This is a genomic window from Achromobacter sp. (assembly GCF_049647645.1).
In the GTDB taxonomy this organism is placed as follows: domain Bacteria; phylum Pseudomonadota; class Gammaproteobacteria; order Burkholderiales; family Burkholderiaceae_B; genus Achromobacter.
Genome location: NZ_JBARYB010000137.1, coordinates 20606 through 40809 on the forward strand (window position 1 = coordinate 20606; position 20204 = coordinate 40809).

Annotated in this window: 18 protein-coding genes, 1 tRNA gene and 2 pseudogenes; 12 read left to right on the forward strand and 9 right to left on the reverse strand. The window is 65.5% G+C overall.

Annotated features, from left to right (window positions below):
- Window positions 1-10 precede the first annotated feature (10 nt).
- Window positions 11-1144 (reverse strand): ABC transporter substrate-binding protein, encoded by a 1134-nt coding sequence (locus WBB14_RS16215; protein ID WP_424240751.1) that lies wholly within the window; start codon window positions 1142-1144, stop codon window positions 11-13.
- Between the two features lie 121 nt (window positions 1145-1265).
- Between WBB14_RS16215 and WBB14_RS16220 the strand changes: the two genes are divergently transcribed.
- Both WBB14_RS16220 and WBB14_RS16225 read left to right on the forward strand, forming a co-directional pair.
- The gene (locus tag WBB14_RS16220) at window positions 1266-2222 is read left to right on the forward strand and encodes a LysR substrate-binding domain-containing protein (protein WP_424240752.1); all 957 of its coding nucleotides are present in this window, start codon (window positions 1266-1268) and stop codon (window positions 2220-2222) included.
- A 564-nt stretch (window positions 2223-2786) separates the two neighbouring features.
- Window positions 2787-3500, forward strand: coding sequence for an autoinducer binding domain-containing protein (locus WBB14_RS16225; RefSeq protein ID WP_424240753.1), 714 nt, complete (start codon window positions 2787-2789; stop codon window positions 3498-3500).
- A gap of 100 nt (window positions 3501-3600) precedes the next feature.
- Here WBB14_RS16225 and WBB14_RS16230 read toward each other — a convergent pair.
- Together WBB14_RS16230 and WBB14_RS16235 are read right to left on the reverse strand one after the other, a co-directional pair.
- Window positions 3601-3676 (reverse strand) — tRNA-Ala (locus WBB14_RS16230).
- Between the two features lie 66 nt (window positions 3677-3742).
- Window positions 3743-4525: an exodeoxyribonuclease III gene (locus WBB14_RS16235; protein ID WP_332013812.1), complete on the reverse strand. Its 783-nt coding sequence runs from the start codon at window positions 4523-4525 to the stop codon at window positions 3743-3745.
- A 368-nt stretch (window positions 4526-4893) separates the two neighbouring features.
- Here WBB14_RS16235 and WBB14_RS16240 point away from each other — a divergent pair.
- From WBB14_RS16240 to WBB14_RS16260, 5 genes and pseudogenes are all read left to right on the forward strand, one after another.
- Window positions 4894-5109 (forward strand): annotated as a pseudogene (locus WBB14_RS16240) (sigma factor); the annotation flags it as partial.
- Between the two features lie 55 nt (window positions 5110-5164).
- Window positions 5165-5860: pseudogene (locus tag WBB14_RS16245) on the forward strand (ATP-binding cassette domain-containing protein); the annotation flags it as partial.
- Window positions 5857-7140 (forward strand): PepSY-associated TM helix domain-containing protein, encoded by a 1284-nt coding sequence (locus WBB14_RS16250; RefSeq protein ID WP_424240754.1) that lies wholly within the window; start codon window positions 5857-5859, stop codon window positions 7138-7140. The pseudogene WBB14_RS16245 and the gene WBB14_RS16250, both read left to right, overlap by 4 nt.
- A gap of 168 nt (window positions 7141-7308) precedes the next feature.
- Entirely contained in the window at window positions 7309-7554 is a 246-nt protein-coding gene (locus tag WBB14_RS16255) for a hypothetical protein (RefSeq protein WP_424240755.1), read from the forward strand.
- A 17-nt stretch (window positions 7555-7571) separates the two neighbouring features.
- On the forward strand, window positions 7572-7790 hold the full coding sequence (locus WBB14_RS16260) for a hypothetical protein (RefSeq protein WP_424240756.1): 219 nt from the start codon (window positions 7572-7574) through the stop codon (window positions 7788-7790).
- Between the two features lie 49 nt (window positions 7791-7839).
- On the opposite strand, the gene WBB14_RS16265 is transcribed toward WBB14_RS16260, so the two are convergent.
- Together WBB14_RS16265 and WBB14_RS16270 are read right to left on the reverse strand one after the other, a co-directional pair.
- Window positions 7840-8625: a 3-oxoacyl-ACP reductase gene (locus WBB14_RS16265; protein ID WP_424240757.1), complete on the reverse strand. Its 786-nt coding sequence runs from the start codon at window positions 8623-8625 to the stop codon at window positions 7840-7842.
- Window positions 8626-8643: 18 nt separating this feature from the next.
- Window positions 8644-9447, reverse strand: coding sequence for a FadR/GntR family transcriptional regulator (locus WBB14_RS16270; RefSeq protein WP_424240758.1), 804 nt, complete (start codon window positions 9445-9447; stop codon window positions 8644-8646).
- Window positions 9448-9693: 246 nt separating this feature from the next.
- On the opposite strand from WBB14_RS16270, the gene WBB14_RS16275 reads away from it, so the two are divergent.
- Complete coding sequence (locus tag WBB14_RS16275; protein WP_424240777.1) at window positions 9694-11130, forward strand: aldehyde dehydrogenase family protein; 1437 nt, start codon at window positions 9694-9696, stop codon at window positions 11128-11130.
- Between the two features lie 92 nt (window positions 11131-11222).
- On the forward strand, window positions 11223-11927 hold the full coding sequence (locus WBB14_RS16280; protein ID WP_424240759.1) for a riboflavin synthase subunit alpha: 705 nt from the start codon (window positions 11223-11225) through the stop codon (window positions 11925-11927).
- A 33-nt stretch (window positions 11928-11960) separates the two neighbouring features.
- Here WBB14_RS16280 and WBB14_RS16285 read toward each other — a convergent pair whose 3' ends face one another.
- The 3 genes from WBB14_RS16285 to WBB14_RS16295 form a co-directional block, all read right to left on the reverse strand.
- The gene (locus WBB14_RS16285) at window positions 11961-12482 is read right to left on the reverse strand and encodes a 2'-5' RNA ligase family protein (protein WP_424240760.1); all 522 of its coding nucleotides are present in this window, start codon (window positions 12480-12482) and stop codon (window positions 11961-11963) included.
- 64 nt (window positions 12483-12546) lie between these two features.
- Window positions 12547-14040, reverse strand: a complete 1494-nt coding sequence (locus tag WBB14_RS16290; RefSeq protein WP_424240761.1) for a M81 family metallopeptidase — start codon at window positions 14038-14040, stop codon at window positions 12547-12549.
- A gap of 23 nt (window positions 14041-14063) precedes the next feature.
- The gene (locus tag WBB14_RS16295; protein WP_424240762.1) at window positions 14064-15365 is read right to left on the reverse strand and encodes an MFS transporter; all 1302 of its coding nucleotides are present in this window, start codon (window positions 15363-15365) and stop codon (window positions 14064-14066) included.
- A 206-nt stretch (window positions 15366-15571) separates the two neighbouring features.
- On the opposite strand from WBB14_RS16295, the gene WBB14_RS16300 reads away from it, so the two are divergent.
- Window positions 15572-16486, forward strand: a complete 915-nt coding sequence (locus WBB14_RS16300; RefSeq protein ID WP_013393256.1) for a LysR family transcriptional regulator — start codon at window positions 15572-15574, stop codon at window positions 16484-16486.
- Window positions 16487-16543: 57 nt separating this feature from the next.
- Window positions 16544-17128, forward strand: coding sequence for a spermidine N1-acetyltransferase (gene speG / locus WBB14_RS16305; protein ID WP_332013903.1), 585 nt, complete (start codon window positions 16544-16546; stop codon window positions 17126-17128).
- A gap of 64 nt (window positions 17129-17192) precedes the next feature.
- Here speG and WBB14_RS16310 read toward each other — a convergent pair whose 3' ends face one another.
- Window positions 17193-19652 carry a heavy metal translocating P-type ATPase gene (locus tag WBB14_RS16310; RefSeq protein WP_424240763.1) on the reverse strand — a complete coding sequence of 820 codons (2460 nt, stop codon included), beginning with the start codon at window positions 19650-19652 and terminating at the stop codon, window positions 17193-17195.
- A 100-nt stretch (window positions 19653-19752) separates the two neighbouring features.
- On the opposite strand from WBB14_RS16310, the gene cadR reads away from it, so the two are divergent.
- On the forward strand, window positions 19753-20187 hold the full coding sequence (gene cadR, locus WBB14_RS16315) for a Cd(II)/Pb(II)-responsive transcriptional regulator (RefSeq protein WP_424240764.1): 435 nt from the start codon (window positions 19753-19755) through the stop codon (window positions 20185-20187).
- Window positions 20188-20204 lie beyond the last annotated feature (17 nt).

Consider the following 20204-nt stretch of genomic DNA (forward strand, 5'->3'; position numbering starts at 1 on the left):
AAAGGGCGGCTCAGGGCAGGAACTGCCAGGCGCCCGAACGGGCCTGCATCAGCACGACGCCGCGCTCATCCAGGCCGTTGTGGTTGGCGGGCGACATCATGTAGATGCCCTGGGTGCCGACGGTGCCCTGCAGGCTTTCCAGGGCGTCGCGCAGCGCCTGGCGGAATTCCGGGGTGCCCGGCTGGGTGCCTGCGGGGATCTTGGCGACGGCCGCGTCCAGCAACAGATAGGCGTCGTAGGTGTACGGCGCGAAGGCGTTGCGCGAGTCGGCGCCGTAGGTCGCTTCGTACTGCTGGGCGTAACGCGTGGCGACCGGCTTGATCGGGCTGTCCGCGGGCAGCTGTTCCACCACCTGCACCGGGCCGCTGGGCACGATCACGCCATCCACGCCCTTGCCGCCGAGCTTCAGGAAGTCCTTGTTGATGACGCCATGCGTGTTGTACTGCACGCCCTGGTAGCCGCGTTCGCGCAGCGACAGATGGGGCAGGGCCCCCGGTGTGCCGGAGCCGCCGACCAGCACGGCGCCCGGATTCAGCGAAACAATCTTCAGCACCTGGGCCGTGACCGAGTTGTCGGTGCGGGCATAGCGTTCGTTGCTGAGCACCTTGATGCCGCGCTTGGCGGCAGATTCCTGCAGCGCGCGGTAGACGGCATCGCCCCATGCGTCCGAAAAACCGATGTACGCCACGGTCTTCACGCCGCGCTTGACCATGTCGGCGGTCAGCGAGTTCACCATCAGATCTATGCCGTGGGCCACCACGAAGATCCATTCGGCGCGGTCGGGGCTGACCACGATAGGCGCCAGCGACAACTGCGGCGTGCGCGCTTCGCGGGCGACTTCCGTGACGGCCATCGAGGTCGGTACATTGCTCGGGCCGATGATCGCGTCCACCTTGTTTTCGGTGACCAGCTTGCGCGCCGTCTTGACCGCCGAGGACGGATCGGTCGCGTCGTCCAGCGCGATGTACTCCACCGGCTGGCCGCCCAGCGTCTTGGGCAGCAGCGGCACGGTGCTGCGGTAAAGCGAACCCATGGAAGCCCCGGGTCCGGTGCTGCTGGCGATCACGCCGATGCGGATGTCAGCGACAGCGGCGCAAGGCGCCAGGGCGCAGGCCAAGGCCAGCGCGGCAAGACGACGATACATGGCTATTCCCCTTTTTCTGGATATGGCCCGGCTAGCGGGATGACCCTAGTATGGGCATGTTGGCGATAACTGGATAATTTCGATTCCTTATCAATCGATAACCAACTTGAGGGGCGCAATCATGCCGGAAACCCCTACCTTGCAGCAGCTGCGGTCGCGCTTGCGCATCCGCCATCTGGTCTTGCTGGACGAGCTGGGGCGGGTGGGCAACTTGCACCGGGCGGCTGAAGCGATGCACCTCAGCCAACCTGCATTGAGCAAGCTCCTGGGCGAGGCCGAGGCCCTGGCCCGTCAGCCCTTGTTCGAACGTTCGCACCACGGCGTCGCGCCGACCGCGCTGGGCCTGCTGATGATCGACCGCGCCCGTTTGCTGCTCAACGAACTGGATGCAACCCATGCCGAACTCGCAGCCGCGGCCAACGGCGCGACCGGCAAGGTGCGGGCCGGCATTTTTCCGGTAGTAGCGCATCTGTTGGTGCCGCTGGCGGTGCAGCGCCTGCAGGAGACTCATCCAGCCTTGCGCATCGAGTTGTCCGAAGGCCTGGAGAAACAGCTGCTGCCGGCCCTGCGCGCAGGCGAACTGGACTGCGTCGTGGGCCGGCTGGGGGTCGAGGGCGCGGATGCGGACCTGCAATGCGAGATCCTTTACGACGAGGCCACCGCCGTGGTCTGCGGCCCGGCGCATCCGCTGGCTACACGCCGGCGCCTGAGCGGCGCAGCGCTGGACCGTTGCCGCTGGGTGCTGCCGTCGCGCAACGCGGCGCTCTACAGCCTGGTCGCCGCCGCCGTCTCGGCGCGCGGCGCGGGCTTTCCGCAGGTCGCCATCGAATCCAGCGCCATCCTGACCATCGTCTCGCTCTTGCAGCGGACTTCGCTGCTGTCGGCTATTCCGTTGCGTGTGGCACGGGCCCTGGCCGAAAACAGGCAGTTGGCAATCCTGCCGCTGGCCTTGCAGGCGCGGCTGCACCCCGTGGGCATCATGACGCGGCGCGATGCGCGCGCCGCGGCTGCCGCTACGCTATTCCTGAATGCCTTGCGAGACGCGGCAACCATGGTGCGCACCGACGCAAGCGCCTGAAGGCCGACAGGCCTTCAGGCAGTCCTGGCAAGCCGCGCAAACCGCTCAGGGCTTGTGGTGGCAAAGGGTTTCGCCCGCACTCATTCCGCGTCGCGCAATAGGGCGCGGTGTGGAGGGTAGGCCATTCTTGCTGGCACCGCTTTCAATCAGGACGGTAGTTTTGCAGCAACCAGCGCCGATAGATGTCGGCGGCATTCTGCTTCTCCCGAGCCGTTTCCAATCCAGCACGGCTCTCCGCCAGTCCGCTTGCGCCTCCTGGCCACGATCTCCTGCGGCGTCGCGCCTATGTTGCGCGTCGCCGAGAGAATGAGGCGCTGCGCGCGCCGATTGCGTCCATCTGGATATCAGGAGTTCGGCGACCGGGAAAATGTTTTTGAAAATCCAGAATTTCTATTTTCTCGGCCATCGCCAGGGAATATATAAAAAGTGAATGGGTAATCACATTTTATTATATTTTGAAATATTTCAACGGTTTAACTATATTGTGACAGCGGCATTTTTTTTGTTTTTTGGCCGTGCACCTTTCAAGTACTAGCGATGCAAATGCACGGGATGGATTTTGGAATGAAGCCGTGGGCACAAGACCTTCTATTGGCAACTAATAGCGCGACCACCGACCAAGCCGTTTTTACCGAGGTAGCGGCCGTAGCACACGAACTGGGGTTTTCTTATTGCGCCTATGGCTTGCGGGCGGCCCTGCCGTTTACCAATCCTCAGTTCGTCATGATCAGCGATTATCCGACCGCGTGGCAGGAACGGTACGCACAGGCGCGCTACCTGGAGGTTGACCCCACCGTAAAGCACTGCAGCCGCTCCTCGGTACCTATCGTATGGTCGGACAGGGTGTTTGCCGAAACGCCTGAGCTTTGGGACGAAGCGCAAGCGGTGGGGCTCTGTGTCGGATGGGCTCAGTCAAACCTGGACGCATACGGAACCGGGGGAATGCTGACGCTGGCCAGACAGAAAGATCAACTGTCCGACGCGGAGCTGCTCAGCAAGGAATTGCAGATGCGATGGCTGGTGACGGCGGCGCACCAGGCATTCAGCAGAGTCTTGCTGCCGCGATTCAAATTGGCGCCGGACGTTCCGCTGACTCGTCGCGAAACCGAAATCCTAAAATGGGCGGCGGACGGAAAAACCAGCAGCGACGTGTCCGAAATACTGGCAATTGCCGAGTCGACTGTCAGATTTCACACGAAGAATGCGATCTCCAAGCTGGGCGCCCGGAATCGGACTGCAGCCGTCGCGCGCGCCGCGCTGCTCGGACTCCTGAGTTGATCGTCGCATGCGGGATCGAGGTTCCGCAGATGCTTGAATCCGGGCCGCAAAGCAAAACAGGGCACTACATTTATGTAGTGCCCTGTTTTGGCGGGAATCTTGGTGGAGCGGAGGAGGATCGAACTCCCGACCTTCGCATTGCGAACGCGACGCTCTCCCAGCTGAGCTACCGCCCCAATGAAGCAAGACCAAAACTATACAGGAATATTCCTGACCTGCGCAATACGCCGTCGAACAAAAAATCAGGCGAATTCCAAGGTCGCAACGACCGGGGCGTGATCGGACGGCTGCTCGTTGCGGCGCGGCTCCTTGTCGATGGCGCACGCGATGCAGCGCTTGACCAGCGGGGCGGACAAAAGGACATGATCGATGCGCAGGCCGGCGTTGCGGCGGAACGCGAACTGGCGATAGTCCCACCAGCTGAAGGATTTCTCCGGCTGTTCGAAGAGGCGGAAGGAATCCGCCAGCCCCAGGTCGAGCAGGGCGCCGAAAGCCTTGCGTTCCGGCTCGGACACCAGCACCTGGCCTTCCCATTTCTCAGGGTTGTGCACGTCTTCGTCGGCCGGTGCAACGTTGTAGTCGCCCAGCACCGCCAGCCTGGGGTACTGCTTGATTTCGTCGGCCAGCCAAGCGCGCATGGCTTCAAACCAGTCCAGCTTGTAGGCGTACTTGTCCGAGCCCACGGACTGGCCGTTGGGACAGTAGGCGCAGACGACGCGCACGTCACCTTCGGGGCTGGGAAAGGTCAGCGCCAGGACGCGCTGCTGCGGATCTTCGTAGCCGGGGATGTTGCGCACCATGGACGTGCCCGGCACGCGCGAGATGATGGCGACGCCGTTATAGGTTTTCTGGCCGGCCCAGACCGCGTGATAGCCGGCTTCGGTGAAGGCGGCCTCCGGGAACTTGTCGTCCGTGAGCTTGAGTTCCTGGATGCACAGGACGTCGACCGGATTGGCGGCCAGCCAGTCCAGTACCTGGGGCAGGCGCACGTTCAGGGAGTTCACGTTCCAGGTGGCTAATTTCATGTTTTGCGTAGACCGATTGTTGATGTGGTTCTCAGGGATGCTGCCTGCCACGAACTCGTCTTGGCGACTTGTCCGGCTACAGATCCGGGGGGCGGGGTTGGCGGCCGCCGGGGATAGAGGCAGATGATACCGTGGCCACGCTGCCTGGGCCGGCGCGCCGTCTGCGCTGACGCCGGGTTCGCGGCTTTCGGGACAACCTCGCGGCAAGCTCCTGGCCGTTGTGTCGGGTCCCTATAAAAAGCGCCAGGGTAGGGCCTCGCAAGCGCCGCGGCGATGGACATAGTCTTTTTCATTAATGATAATTGTTCGCAATACACTGAATTATTACAAGTCACCATAAATCTGTATGCGGAGGCGCTTCGATGTCCATGGTTACGCAGGGAGCGGGGCTTGGAGACGTTTTTATTGCGCATCGGGCGCAACTCCGTCGTATTGCGCAAAGAATCGTCGGCACCCCGGAGATCGCGGACGAAGTGACACAAGACGCCTATCTGAAGCTCATGGAAGGATCATGCGCGCGCGATGTGAGCAAGCCTTATAGCTACTGCTGCCAAGTGGTCCGCAATCTGGCGCTGGACCATTGCCGTCGCCAGGCCGTCGAATCGACGTATCGCATCTATACGGTCGACGGGGACCCGCCTGGCGCTGCGCGGCGTTCGCCACCGCTACTACCACGAAGGCACCGACGACCTGTTTACTCTCGGGCCGATAGACCTGGATTTCTCCCCGGGGCAGATTACCTACCTGGTCGGGGGCAACGGTAGCGGCAAGACTACGCTGGCCAAATTGCTGGCCGGCCTGTACCGGCCGGAGCAGGGCGCCATCCTGCTCAATGGCGTGCCGGTGGACGACGCCAGCCGCGACCGCTATCGCCAGACCTTCTCGGCGATATTCTCGGACTTCCACCTGTTCGAGCACATGCTGGACGCCGCTTCCGCCGAGTTGGACGTGCAAGGCAACGCCTTGCTGGAGAAGCTGCATCTGCAGCACAAGGCACAGGTGCGCGACGGCGCCTTCACCACGCGGGCCTTGTCGCAGGGACAGCGCAAACGCCTGGCGCTGGCGGTGGCCTATCTGGAGGATCGGCCATTCCTGTTGTTCGACGAATGGGCTGCCGATCAGGATCCGCTGTTCAAGGAAGTGTTCTACCGCGAGCTGCTGCCGGAGTTGAGGGCTCGCGGCAAGGCGGTGCTGGTGATTTCGCACGACGACCGCTACTTCCATCTTGCCGATCGCCTGATTCGAATGGAAAACGGCCAGGTCGTGGCGATCGAGACGCCAGCCGGGCGCGTATCGGCGAAGTCCACGTCCGTCGAGCTGGCCCCAGCGCAATGAGGTGTGGGCGCGAAATCGCCGGCCGGCGCAAGGGCAGCCATCGCGCCTGGCTGGTGCTGGCACACCGCTGGGTGGGCTTGGTCATTGCCGGATTCTTGTTGGTGGCCGGCCTGACAGGGGCGCTGCTGGCCTGGAACGACGAGCTGGAGGCGTGGCTCAGCCCGGAACTGTTCCTGGCTACGCCGCCCGTGCCGGACGCACCGGCGCAGGATCCGCTGATCCTGCGCGAACGGGTTCAGCTTGCCTACCCGGAGGCATTGGCGGTCCACGCGCCGCTGACCACGCAGCCTGGGCGTACGTTGACATTCAATCTGTATCCGCTAGCGGACGCCGCCACGGGCATCGAAGCTGAGCTTGCGGTTGACCAGGTCTTCGTGGATCCCCATGACGGCCGCATCCTGGGCGCGCGTAGGTGGGGCGACCTGACTCAGGGCCTGAAGAACCTGATGCCCTTCATCTATCGCCTGCACTACCAATTGGCGCTGGGCGTGGTCGGAGGTCGCGTCTTCGGCGTAATTTCGCTGCTTTGGACGTTGGATTGCTTTGTCGGCCTGTGCCTGAGTCTGCCGGCGCGCGGGGGCAAGACCGCCAAGTCCGGCCAGGCGGGAGGCAAGTCCTGGCTGGCGCGCTGGCGGACGTCCTGGGGGGTGCGTTGGGGCGCAGGCAGCTACAAGGTCAACTTCGATCTGCACCGCGCGGGCGGCCTGTGGGCGTGGGCCATGTTGTTCGTATTGGCCTGGAGCGCGGTTGCCTTCAACCTCTCCGAGGTATACGACCCAGTGATGAAATCTGTTTTCGCGCATCAGCAGGATGGCGCCGGCTTGCGGCCACAGTCGGTTCCTGAACTCGTCCCAGCCATCGGTTGGCAGGAGGCGCGTGAAATCGGTCGGCGTTTGATGGCGGAACAGGCGCGCGTGCAGGGTTACACCGTTTTGCGCGAGGACGCGCTGAGTTATGAGCCTTCGATCGGCGTGTATCGCTACGGCGTGGTCAGTAGCCGCGATGTCGGCGACCGCTGGGGGGCGACGAGCTTGAAGTTCGATGCTGGCAAGGGGGAACTCAAGAATCTTTGGCTGCCGACCGGCGTGGCCAGCGGCGACACCCTGCGTACTTGGTTGACCAGCCTGCATACTGCGGCGGTGGGAGGCATGGTGGCCGGTCTGCCTATGAAGCTGTTCATCTGCGCGATGGGATTGGCGGTGGCCCTGCTGTCGGGCACCGGCGTGGTGATCTGGCGGAAGAAACGCCAGGGGCGGCGGCACGCGGCGTCAGCCAGATAGTTTATGTGTGAATGTTTATTTCCGTGATGCTCGCGGCGGCCTGCCGGGGATGATCCGTCCCGGTTGCGCGCGGTGGATATACAAAATGTTCTACTTTTTGCGGTTTTCTAATGCCTGAGATTTGACGGCGCGTCTACGCTCCCTACAGTTCCCTGAACGGAGAGGAGTATGAAACCCCTTGATTTGGATCAGATTTCTCCTGGCGCGGCCGGCATTCCCGGCGCCCCCATCGTGGGTTGGCTATTGGATGGGCCGCAACCCGAGTTCACTGACGTCGTCAGCGTCGCCCGCCAATGGATGGCGGATGGACAGCGCGTGTCGGAAGTGGTGCGGGCGCAGGACTACCAGGGATCGCCCATGGTGGGGCCGGGACGCGGCGTGATGCGCGCCTGCGCCATCGCGGGCCGGCGCTGAGGCGCGGGGAGAAAGCCATGAGAACCGGGGTGATCAGGCTCAACGGCCACCAACTCGAATACGAACTCAGGCCGCTTGCGGCGCAGCAGGGCTACGAGGCCTGGGTGCGCACCGCTCCCGGCCGCGAATGGACGCGGATAGGCGTGGGCGATTCCGCCTTCGTGACCGAGGACGCCGCGCTCAAGGGCATCAAGTTCGCGGCCGTCGAAATCAGCGCCAGGCGCCTGCAGGCGTAGCGCCGCGCGCCCGCCAGAAAGGTGCGGCGCCGGCCAGGCGCCTTATCGCTCAGCCCTTCACCAGTCCACCGTCGACGATCAGGTTCTGTCCGGTCACCGCGCGCGACCAGGGGCTGGCGAAGAACAGCACGGCGTCGGCGAATTGCTCGGGCGTGGTGACCTCGCGCAGCGGCGTGCCGGCGGCAATCATGTCGAAGACCGCGTCCGGCGTGGCCGCCGAGGCGTCGGTGGTACGCAGCAAGCCTCCAGAAACCATATTCACGGTGATGCCGTCAGCGCCCAGTTCGTGCGACAAGGTGCGGGTGAAGGCCAGCAGCGCGGCCTTGGCCGCGGTGTAGTCGTGGTACGGCACCACCGGGTTCTGGACCAGGTTGGTACCCACGTTGATGATGCGTCCGCCGCCAGCAGTCCGCATGCCGGGCAGGGCAGCCTGGGTGGTGTTGAGCGCGGCGCGCACGCTGCCTTCGAGCTGCGCGCTCATCTGCGCCCAATCCAGCTCGCCGGCTTGCGGGCGGGCGTCGCCGTTGAACTGGAAGGCGGGCAGGGCGTTGTTGACGACCGTCGCCACGGGCTGACCGAAGTGTGCGCTGGCTTGGGCGAACATGGCGGCGACGGCGGCGGGGTCGCGCACGTCGGCCTGCACCGCGAGAGCGCGGTCCGGCGCGCTGGCGGCCAGGGCCCGTGCACGTTCGGCGCTGTTGAGATAGTTGACGACGACCTTGGCGCCTTCGCGCAGGAAGGCGCGCGCGATGGCGGCGCCCAGGCCGCGGCTGGCGCCGGTGACGATGACGAGTTGCTGGTCCAGGTTCAAGGACGGGCGTTGCTGCGATGACATATTCAAATGGCTTCCTGCTCAGTGTTCCGAACCGCTGTTCAGCATGCGGCTGCGGGCTTTTTCGATATGGGCGCGCATGACGTTGCGCGCGCCTTCGGCGTCCTGTTCCTGGATCAGCCGGTAGATGTGGCGGTGTTCCTCGATGGCGGCGCGGGTGCGCTTCCAGGGCTGGCTGTGGACCAGGTGGCGCATGACGTTCACGGCGTGGCTGACGTCGTACTCCAGCGACTTCAGCACCTGCACGAAGCGCTGGTTGCTGGTGGCCGCGGCGATGGCGCGGTGGAATCCGTAGTCGTGGTGGTGGGCGATGGCGCCGGAGGCGTCGGCTTCTTCGTAGCCCGTCAGCATGCGGTCCATTTCGCGCAGGTCTTCGTCGGTGCGGCGCAGGGCGGCCAGGTAGGCGCATTCGGGTTCGATCACCATGCGCAGTTCCAGGCCTTCCAGGATGTGGCCGACGCGGCGCGCGGGGTCGATCGCGGGCATGCCGCCCATCAGGTCGGGCTTGGCGCGCACATAGCTGCCCGACCCGCGGATGGACTCCACCAGTTGGTCTTCGCGCAGCCGGTCCAGCGCCTGGCGCACTACCGGCCGCGAGACCTCGAACAAGGCGGCCAGCTCCAGTTCGGCGGGCAGCTTGCTGCCAGGCGCGATCTTGCCAGTGGCGATGGCATAGAACAGGCTTTCGTAGACGCGCTCGGCAAAGCGTTCGGCGCGCACGTAGCCCAGGCCCGAGGCCACTTCCGCCAGGACGTCCAGTTCGGGACGGGGGCGGTTCACGGCTTCCAGCAGCGATTCAAGCTGCGGATCACGGACATTGCTCATGGGAGCTCCTACTGTGTATGGCCGGGCTTGTCAGTCGCCATGACAAATCCGGGGTGGCGTTAAGCCGCTGAATTATTAGGGATTACCCCAGGTCATTGGAAAATATCCTGACTCTTGGGACAAAAGCTGTCAATTCAATTGACAAGTTACGAGCCGCTCCCGTACCTTGGCTCGAAGCCAGAACGCGACTCGCGCGCGACGCCAATCTCCCGCAACCGGCCGTCCGGCCGCTACTTTACTCCGCACATCGTGACTCAGAAGAACTTTATCGCCAACCAATGGGTGGAAGCCGCCACCGGCGCAACCATTCCTGTCCTGAACCCGTCCGATGGCGCGCCTTTCGAGGCAATCGCGCGTTCGACCGCCGAGGACGTGGACCGCGCCGTGACCGCGGCGCGCGAGGCTTATGAAGGCGAGTGGGGCCAGATGGCGCCCGCCGCGCGCAGCCGCCTCTTGATGCGCATCGCCTTCGCGCTGCTGGAGCGCCAGGAAGAGCTGGCGCAGCTGGAATCAGCCGACACCGGCAAGCCCATCAAGCAGGCGCGCGCCGATGCCGCCGCCGTGGCCCGCTACTTCGAGTTCTATGCCGGCGCGGTCGACAAGCTGCACGGAGAGACCATTCCCTACACCCCGGGCTTCACCGTGTTGACGGTGCGCGAAGCGCATGGCGTCACCGGCCACATCGTGCCCTGGAACTACCCGCTGCAGATCTTCGGCCGCAGCGTGGGCGCGGCCCTGGCGGCGGGCAACGCCTGCGTGGTCAAACCCGCCGAGGACGCCTGCCTGTCGCTCCTGAAGCTGGCGGAAATCGCCGCTGAAGTCGGCCTGCCTGCCGGCGCCCTGAATATCTGCACCGGCTACGGCCATGAGGCCGGCGCGGCGCTGTCCGCCCACCCTGGCATCGACCACATCTCGTTCACCGGTTCGCCGCAGACGGGCAAGATGGTGGCCCACGCCGCTGCTGAAAACCATGTGCCGGTCACCTTGGAGCTGGGCGGCAAGTCGCCCCAGATCGTGTTCGACGATGCCGACCTGGACGCCGCCATGCCGGTGTTGCTGGCCGCCATCATCCAGAACGCGGGCCAGACCTGCTCGGCCGGCAGCCGCGTGCTGATCCAGCGCGGCGTGTACGAGACCGTGCTCAAGCGCCTGTCCGAGGCGTTCTCGGCCACCGTTACGGGGCCGGCCGCGGCCGACCTGGACGTGGGTCCGCTGATCAACGCGCGCCAGCAGGACCGCGTGCGCGGCTTCCTGGCCGAAGCCGAGGCCGAAGGCATGAAGGTCGCCGCCCGCGGCAAGCTCAAGGAAGGCACGCCCGAGGCTGGCTTCTACCAGCCGCCGGTGCTGTTCCGCGACGTGCCGCCCAACAGCCGCCTGGCGCAGGAAGAAGTGTTCGGTCCGGTGCTGGCTGCCATGGTGTTCGACACCGAGGAAGAGGCGCTGGCAATTGCCAACGGCACCCTGTACGGCCTGGTGGCTGGCGTCTGGACCCGCGACGGCGGCCGTCAGTTGCGCCTGGCGCGCAAGCTGCGCGCCGGCCAGGTGTTCATCAATAACTACGGCGCCGGCGGCGGCGTGGAACTGCCCTTCGGCGGTTCGCGCCAATCGGGCTATGGCCGCGAGAAGGGCTTTGAAGCGCTGTACGGCTTCACCACTCTGAAGACGATCGCCATCCGCCACTGATCCCGGCTTGCGGGCGGCGCGGCCCCTGGCAAAATATCGGTTAACGTTGATGTTTTGCTTCAGGGGCGCGCCGCCCCGCATTCAGGATCCGTATGTTCACCGGTATTGTTCAAGGCACCGCGAAGATCGCCAAGATCGCGGATCGCGAAGGCCTGCGCACTTTCACGCTGGATTTCCCCCCTGGTTTTTGCGTGGACCTGGCCATTGGCGCCAGCGTGTCGACGGATGGCGTCTGCCTGACCGTCACGGAAATTCTGTCCGAGAACCAGGCCACCTTCGACGTCATGCTGCAAAGCCTGGCCATCACCACGCTGGGCAGCTACCACGAGGGCGACCGTGCCAACGTCGAGCGGGCCGCCAAGGATGGCGCCGAGATCGGCGGCCACCCCTTGTCCGGACACGTGGATTTCACCTCCGAAGTGGTGATGGTGAAGTCGTCCGACACCAACCGCCTGATGCGCTTCAGCATTCCGGAGGCCTTCCGCAAGTACGTCTTCGCCAAGGGCTATATCGCCATCAACGGCGCCAGCCTGACCGTATCGGAAGTCAATCGAGCCGAAGGCTGGTTCGAGGTCTGGCTGATTCCGGAAACCCGCCGCATGACGGTGTTCGAGGACAAGCAGGTGGGTGATTTCGTCAACATCGAAATCGAACGCAGCACCCAGGTGGTGGTCGATACCGTGCGCGAAACCGTGCAGGAAAGCCTGGGCAAGCTGCAGCCGCTGCTGGAAGCCATCCTGAAGGAAAAAGGCCTGACGCTGGAGGACTTCGTCAGCCCGCAGGCCAAGCTGAAGTAGTCCGCCGCGCCGGGGCGGGCGCGGTCCCGCCCCTCAGCCGGAAAGGCGTGCCGACGTCAGGTCCGTGATCACGCCGTTTTCCAGGACCGCCATCGTCAAACTGTCTACCGAGCCGCGGATGTCGAGTCCGTTCCGGTTCAACTCGTCGCACAGCGATTTCATCAGCGCTCGGTTGGTGGACGAGCCCATGGTGATGTGCGGCACGTAGGGGATATCCAGCCGCAGGGTCGGCGCCAGCACCTGGCGGTACAAGGCGTCATGCAGGCGCGACAGTTGGCTATGGCCCTCGTCGGGGACCAGGTACGCATACGCATGCGCCGCGTCCGCGCCCAGCATGGCGTAGCGGCAGACGAAATCTATCGGGCCATGCTGGCGTGCAATCTCTTCGAGGTGCAGCTGGTAGGCCTGCTCATCGATGCCGGCGCAGCCGAACGCCATGGTGAAGTGCGCCTTCACCAGCGGGTGCTGGCCGTCATGCTGGCGCCGGAACTCCTCGATGAATCCGGAATCCGGCGTGCTGAGGCGGGGATAGGCGAGCGTGTAGAGCTTCTTCATGACGCCAGTCTGCCACTGCCTTGCGCGAAAGCAAACCCCGCCGGCGCGCGGCGGGGGGCGGCGCTCAATAAGAGAACGGCTTGCCTTGCGGACGCACGCGGATGCCCGGCTGCAGCCGGGTCCAGGGCAGGTCGGCCGGGTCGGCCTGCATGGGGCCAGGGGCCTTGGCCACCAGCACTTCGTGGGCGATGGGCTGGAAGTCCGCGCGGAAGTGCACGGAACTTTTCACCACCAGTATCGCCATTTCCTCGGGCTGCACGCCGCCCACGCGGAACAGGTTGCGGTCCAGCATCTGCGACTTGGTGGCGCTGACCACCACCCGCACGCCGCCGATGCGCAGGCCGGCCACCGCCTCCAGGTCCACGTCCATGCCATTCATCATCGGTCCGTCAAAGCGCAGCTTGCCGGGCGACAGGGTTTCGACCAGGAACTCGCCTTCGAAGGCCGAATCGCCTGCCACGCCGGATTGGCCTCCAAGGCTCAGCCGGACCTTGTTGCCGATTCCAGCCTCGATTGCCAGGCGCACGGCTTCAGGGTCACAGAAGAGCCCTAGCGCCGCGTTTTGCGCATCGGCTTCCACCAGCGCGCGCAGCATGCCGGTGGTGTTGGCGTCGCCGCCCGCGCCCGGGTTGTCCTGCGTGTCCGCGATGACCACGGGGCGCGAGGCGCCCGCCGCCAGCGCCTGCGCGCGGCGCACGGCCTCGGACGGTTCGAGGAAGTCGGGCGACCATTGCGGTTCCAGTTCCAGCACGCGCTGATACAGGGATTCGGTCACGCGTTCGACCGCTGCCGCGTCGGTGCCGTAGGCCCAGACCACCGGGCCGCACTCGGGGAAGTCCGCCGCCGGAAAGCCGGGCGCGAACGAGATGGAGGCCACGCCCGGCGTTTGTTCCAGGCTTTCCAGCAGTTCGTACACGCCCTTGGACGGCTGCAGCATCGTGCACATGCCGTTGATCGGAATCAGGAAGGGCAGGCGGCGTTCGCTGCGGCTCCAGTTGTCGCCGGCCGCGATGCGGGCCTGCAGCAGGCGCGCCGCATGTTCGCCGGTGTCGGCCATGTCCACGTGCGGGTAGGTGCGGAACGCGGCCAGGCCGTCGGCTTCCTGCAGCATCTGCGCGGTGACGTTGGCGTGCAGATCCAGGCTGGCGATCACCGGCACGCCGGGGCCGACGATCTGGCGCATGCGCGCCAGCAGTTCGCCTTCGCCATCGTCCAGGTGCTCGGCGACCATGGCGCCATGCAGGTCGAGATAGACGGCGTCATAGGTGCCGTTGCGGGCGGCATCCAGGATTTCACCGGCGATCCGTTCATAGGCGTCGCGCGTGACGTGGGCCGAGGGGCTGGCGCCGGCCCAGATCACGGTTTCCACCGTGTGGCCCTGGGCCAGCGCGGCATTGATGAAGCCGCCGGCGGGGATATTGACCTCGCGCAGCGCCAGCATGTCGTTCCCGCGCACCATGGCCGGGAAGCCTTCGCCGCGCACGAAGTTGTCGTAGGCGGCGAGCGACGGCGCAAAGGTGTTGGTTTCGTGCTGGAAGCCAGCAACCAGAATATGCATGATCGTTTCCTGTGGGTTGGACTTCAGGCGCGGGCTGGCGCGGGACGGGGCGGGCGGTTCACCAGCAGGAGCAGGGCGCCGGCCACCAGCAAGGCGGAGATCACGTACAGGCCGCCAGCCAGCGTGCCGGTGGCCTGCTTGGACCAGCCGATGATGGACGGGCTGAGGAAGCCGCCGAGCAGCCCGATGCTGTTGATGAGCGCGATGCCGCCGGCCGCTGCTTCGCCTTTGAGGTACTGCGAAGGAATTGCCCAGAATACCGTGTAAGAGGCCCACATGAAGCCGGTGGCCAGCGTGATGGCCGTCAGGGATAGCGCGAATTGCGTCGGCGCGGCGGTGGCCACGCACAGCGATATGCCGGCCAGCAGGGCGGGAATCAGCGTGTGCCAGCGTCGTTCCTGCATGCGGTCCGAGCTGCGGGCGAACCACAGCATGAAGGCGGCCGCGGCGATGTAGGGAATGGCGGAGTACAGGCCGATTTCCATGGTGTCCTGCACGCCCGCCAGCTTGAGCAGCGTGGGCAGCCAGAAGCTCACGGCATAGATACCGCAGATCAGGCAGAAGTACGTCAGGGCCATGCCGTAGATGGCCGGGTCGCGCAGCACCTGCTTGAAGGCGTGCTTCTGCTGCGAGCCGCGGGTTTCCAGGTCGGACGCCAGCAGCGTCTTTTCTTCTGCGCTGAGCCACTTGGCCTCGGCAGGCTTGTCGTCCAGGTAGCGGTAGGCCACCACGCCCAGCAGCACGCAGGGCAGGCCTTCCAGCAGGAACATCCATTGCCAGCCGTCCAGGCCGTGCGCGCCCGAGAACGCCGTCATGATCCAGGCCGATGCCGGGCCGCCGACGATGCCGCCGATGGGGCCGGCCAGCATCACCACCGCCATGACGCCGGCCATGCGCGACTGCGAGTACCAATAGGTCAGGTAGAAGATCATGCCGGGCGCGAAGCCGGCTTCGAACACCCCCAGCATGAAGCGCAGGATGTAGAAGCTCCATTCGCCCTGCACGAACAGCATCGAGGCCGAGGTCAGGCCCCATAGCACCATGATGCGGCTGATCGTGCGGCGCGCGCCGATGCGGGTCAGCAGCAGGTTGCTGGGCACTTCGAACAGGACATAGCCCAGGAAGAAGATGCCGGCGCCCAGACCGTAGACGGCGTCGGAAATGCCGATGTCCTGCTGCATCTGCAGCTTGGCGAAGCCGATGTTGATGCGGTCCAGGTAGGCAAAGACGTAACAGAGCAGCAAGAAGGGCAGCAGGCGCCATGTGATCTTGCGGTACAGGGGGGCCAGGCGCGGGTCCGCGCCCGGCGTGGTCGGATTTGGCATTGCATGTCTCCTCGCGCGGGTCTGGCGCCCGCGGTGGCTGGGGTTGCGCCGGAAGCCCTATGGCTTCCGGGCCGCCATTATTGGAAGACTGTGGCGTTCCGAACAATGACCGGGGTGATAAATTATCGTTGCCCTATGGGCAACACTACGGGCAACTCCGGAATCACCCTCAACCGGCGCGATCAAGCGCGCCAGGAATGCGCGCCATGCAGGAAATCAGCCAGGTCCGCCTGAAATACTTCAACGAGGTCATGGCCTGCGGCTCGATACGGGGCGCGGCGGACAAGCTGGATACGGCGGCCTCCGTCATCAGCCGGCAGATCCAGCTGCTGGAAAAGGAACTGGGCGTGCAACTGTTCGAGCGGCGTTCGCGCGGGCTGACGCCGACCGAGGCCGCCGACATGCTGCTGGAGTACCACCGCGGCTGTCGCGCCCAGCAGGAACACCTGAACGCGCGCCTGCAGGAGTTGCGCGGCATGCAGCGCGGCAACGTGCAGTTGATGATCAGCGAAGGTTTCATCGACGGCCTGATGGAGCACGTGGTCGGGCCGTTCTGCATCGAATATCCGCAGATCAACATCAGCGTCAACGTGGGGTCGGTGAACGAGGTGGTGGAAGCGGTGGCTTCTGATGCGGCCCATATCGGGCTGGCCTACAACCCGCCCGTGGATCCACGCCTGCGCTGCCGCGCCAGCCGCAAGCATCCGGTCTGCCTGTTGGCCGGCCGCGGCCACGCCCTGGCCGCGCGGCGCGGGCCGCTGACCATCGCCGATATCCTGCCGTACCCGTTCGCGCTGATGTCCGCGCCCTACGGGCTGCGCCAGGCGGTGGACCTGCTGGAATTCACCGAGCGCATCCACCTGACGCCCAGCCTCACCACCAATTCGCTGCGCGTGTTGAAGCAGTACGCGATGACGGGGGCGGGCGTGACGCTGATGCCCAACCTGGGCGTGCATCACGAACTGGCTAGCGGCGAACTGGTGGCGATTCCCATCGCGCATCCGATCCTGAGCGCGCCGGAATGCCAGGCGCTGCTGCGCCTGGGACGGCCGTTGTCTTCCGCCGCCAACGAGGTCATGCGCCGCATCGAGCAACGCCTGCCGGCCTTCTCGGGCGGCTGAGCGCCAGCGCATCCGGCCGCGCCCGCATACAATGGGCGCACTTTCGGAGGTATCACTATGTCGGTCATATCCGATATCAAAATACGCCCCCTGGAGCGTGGCGACCTGCACTTCGTGCACAAGATCAACAATAACGACGTCATCATGCGTTATTGGTTCGAAGAGCCCTACGAGGCCTACGACGAACTGGTTGCCCTGTATGACCGCCACTTGCATGACCAGAACGAGCGGCGTTTCATCATCGAGCACGACACCGGGCAGCCTGCCGGCCTGGTCGAGCTGGTGGAAATCGACTACATCCACCGCCGCGCCGAATTCCAGATCATCATCGCGCCCAGCTATCAGGGCCGGGGTTACGCCAAGGCGGCGACCCGCATCGCGGTGGGCTACGCCTTCCGCGTGCTGAACCTGCACAAGGTCTATCTGGTGGTGGACAAGGACAACACCGCAGCCGTGCACATCTACGAGCGCTGCGGTTTCCAGATCGAAGGCTTGCTGAAGGAAGAGTTCTTTTCCAACGGCGGCTACCGCGACGCCTACCGCATGGCCCTGCTGCAGCACGACCATTTGCGCGACGTCGGTCCCGGCGCCCCGGATGCGCCGGTGTTGCGCGACTGGCCGCAGGAAGAACAGGCGGGCTGAAGCCTGCTGTTGCCGGCGGCCATGCTCAGCATGCGCCGCCGGGGAGCCAGGCTGCCCCTCTGTGTCAATGGGCGGCCGGCGCCGCCCGCAACAGCCGCAGGCCGTTGGCCACCACCAGCAGGCTGGCCCCGACGTCGGCGAACACCGCCATCCACAGCGTGGCGTTGCCGGTCATGGCCAGGGCCAGGAACACGGCCTTGATGCCCAGCGCCAGCACGATGTTCTGCACCAGCACGCGATGGGTGGCGTGCGACAGGCGCAGGAAGGTGCCGATCTTGCGCAGGTCATCGTCCATCAGGGCCACGTCCGCCGTCTCGATGGCGGTGCCGGTGCCGGCCGCGCCCATGGCGAAGCCGATGTCGGCGCGGGCCAGGGCGGGGGCGTCGTTGATGCCGTCGCCCACCATGCCGACGCGGCCGCCGGACGCCAGCTTGCTTTCGATGGCGGCCAGCTTGTCTTCGGGCAATTGGTCGCCGCGCGCTTCGTCGATGCCGACTTGTTTCGCGATGGCCTGTGCCGTGGGCGTGTTGTCGCCCGTCAGCATCAGCGTGCGCACGCCCAGGGCGTGCAAGTCCGCGATGGCGGCGGCACTGGTCGGTTTGACCGTGTCGGCCACGGCGGCCACGGCCAGCACGCGGCTGCCGTCGCTCAGCGCGATGGCGCTCTTGCCCTGGCGTTCCAGTTCATCCAGGCGCGCTTCCAGCTTGGGGCTGGAAACGCCCAGTTCGCGCATCAGGCGGCGGTTGCCCAGCTGGAAGGTCACGCCGTCCAGTGTCGCGCTGACGCCGCGGCCGGGCAGGGCGGTGAAGTCTTGCACATCCAGCAACACCGTGCCGGCTTCGCGCGCGGCATTGGCCACGGCCAGCGACACCGGGTGGTCGGAGCGTGCCGCCAGGCTGGCCGCGACCAGCGTGGCCGGCTGGCGGCTCTGGTCGGACAGGTCCCAATCCTGGATGTCGGTCTGTACCGGCTTGCCGTGGGTCAGCGTGCCGGTCTTGTCCAGCGCCAGCCATTTCAGGTTGCGGCCTTCTTCGAGGTACACGCCGCCCTTGACCAGGATGCCGCGGCGCGAGGCTGCGGTCAGGCCGCTGACGATGCTGACCGGGGTCGAAATCACCAGTGCGCAGGGGCAGGCGATGATCAGCAGCGCCAGGGCGCGGTAGATCGCGTCGAACCAGGGCTGGTCCCACAGCAGTGGCGGCAGCACCGCTACCAGCAGCGCGATGCCGACCACCGCAGGCGTGTAGATGCGCGAGAAGCGGTCGATGAAGCGCTGGGTCGGCGCGCGCGCGCCTTGCGCCTGTTCGACGGCGTGGATGATGCGCGCCAGCGTGGTGTTGCCGGCCGCCGCGGTGACGCGGTATTCGAAGGAGCCGGCCGCGTTGACGGTGGCGGCGTAGACCGGGTCGTCCTGCGTCTTTTCCACGGGCAGGCTTTCGCCGGTGATGGGCGACTGGTCCACGGCCGAGCTGCCGCTGACGATGATGCCGTCGGCGGCGATGCGTTCACCGGGACGCACGCGCACGATGTCGCCTACCTGCAGCCTGGCGGCAGGCACTTCCAGCCATTCGCCACTGGCCTGGCGCACGGTGGCGGTTTCCGGCGCCAGGTCGAGCAGGCCGCGGATCGCGTTGCGCGCCCGGTCCAGGGAGCGGGCTTCGATCAGCTCGGCCACGTTGAACAGGAACATCACCATGGCCGCCTCGGGCCATTGGCCGATCAGCACGGCGCCGGTGACGGCGATGCTCATCAGGGCATTGATGTTGAGGTTGCCGTTGCGCACGGCAATCCAGCCCTTGCGGTAAGTGGTGATGCCGCAGGCCAGGATGGCGGCCACGGCCAGGGCCGCGGTGACGCCCAGCGGCCAGCCGGCGAAATGCGACAGTTCGGATAGCGCCGCCAGGACGCCCGCGCCGCCGATCATCCACCAGTTCACCGGCTTGGCGGCGGGGGCGGGTGTGCCGGGCGCGTTGTCGGCCAAGGGTTCCGGTGTCATGTCCAGGGACTTGATGGCGGCCATGACGCGGTCCAGCGCGCCTTCGGCGTGCACCACTGTCAGGATGCGCTGCATCAGGTTGAAATCCAGCGCATGCACGTCGGCCATGTTGTCCAGCTTTTTGCGGATCAGCGTTTCCTCGGTGGGGCAGTCCATCTGGCCGATGCGCAGGCGCGCCAGCGACTGGCCGGGGCCGGCGGTAAGCGTGGCCGCGCCGGCGGCCGAGACGCTGAAGGGCTGGCCGTCGCCGTGGCCGCAGCAGGCGGCCTCGGCGTGGTCGTGGGCGTGCGCGGATTTGTGATCGTGGCCGTGGTCTGCATGGCCATGGCCGGCGTGATCGTGGCCATGGTCGTGGCCCGCATGGCTGTGGCTGGCGTGATCATGTCCGGCATGGGCGTGGCTAGCATGGTCGTGCCCGGAATGAGCCTGTCCGTCCTGGGTGGGGGCGTCGCAGTCGCTGCCCGTGCAGCAGGCGCCGCCTTGCCCGGCGGGCATATGTTCGTGTTTTTTGACCGGAGGTAAAGACATCGTCCTCTGCCTTGAAATAAGCTGGTGACGCTATTCCACACCTTGGAGTTACTATAGGGTCAACCCCCTATATCAATCGGATGCGATCCGGGAGGCAGCGATGCGTATCGGCGAATTGGCCACGGCGGCCGGAACCACGGTCGAGACCGTCAGGTATTACGAGAAAGAAGGGCTGTTGCCGGCCCCGGAAAGGGGACTGAACAACTACCGCAGTTATGGGCAGCCGCATCTGGAGCGGCTGCGCCTGATCCGCAACTGCCGCGCGCTGGACATGACGCAGGACGAGATCCGCGCGATTCTGTCGCTGGCGGACAACCATCAAAGCGGGTGCGGCCCCATCAATGAGCTGTTCGACGAGCATATCTCCCACGTGGACGAGCGCATCGCCGAACTGACCCAGCTCAAAACCCAATTGACCGAGCTACGCCGGCGCTGCCTGTCGGCCCGGCCGGATGCGGAAGATTGCGGCATCCTGCATGGCCTGAGCGAAATGCAGGTGGAAGAGCGCCAGGAACGCCACACGCACCTGGGCTGATTTTCGCCCCCGGCGGG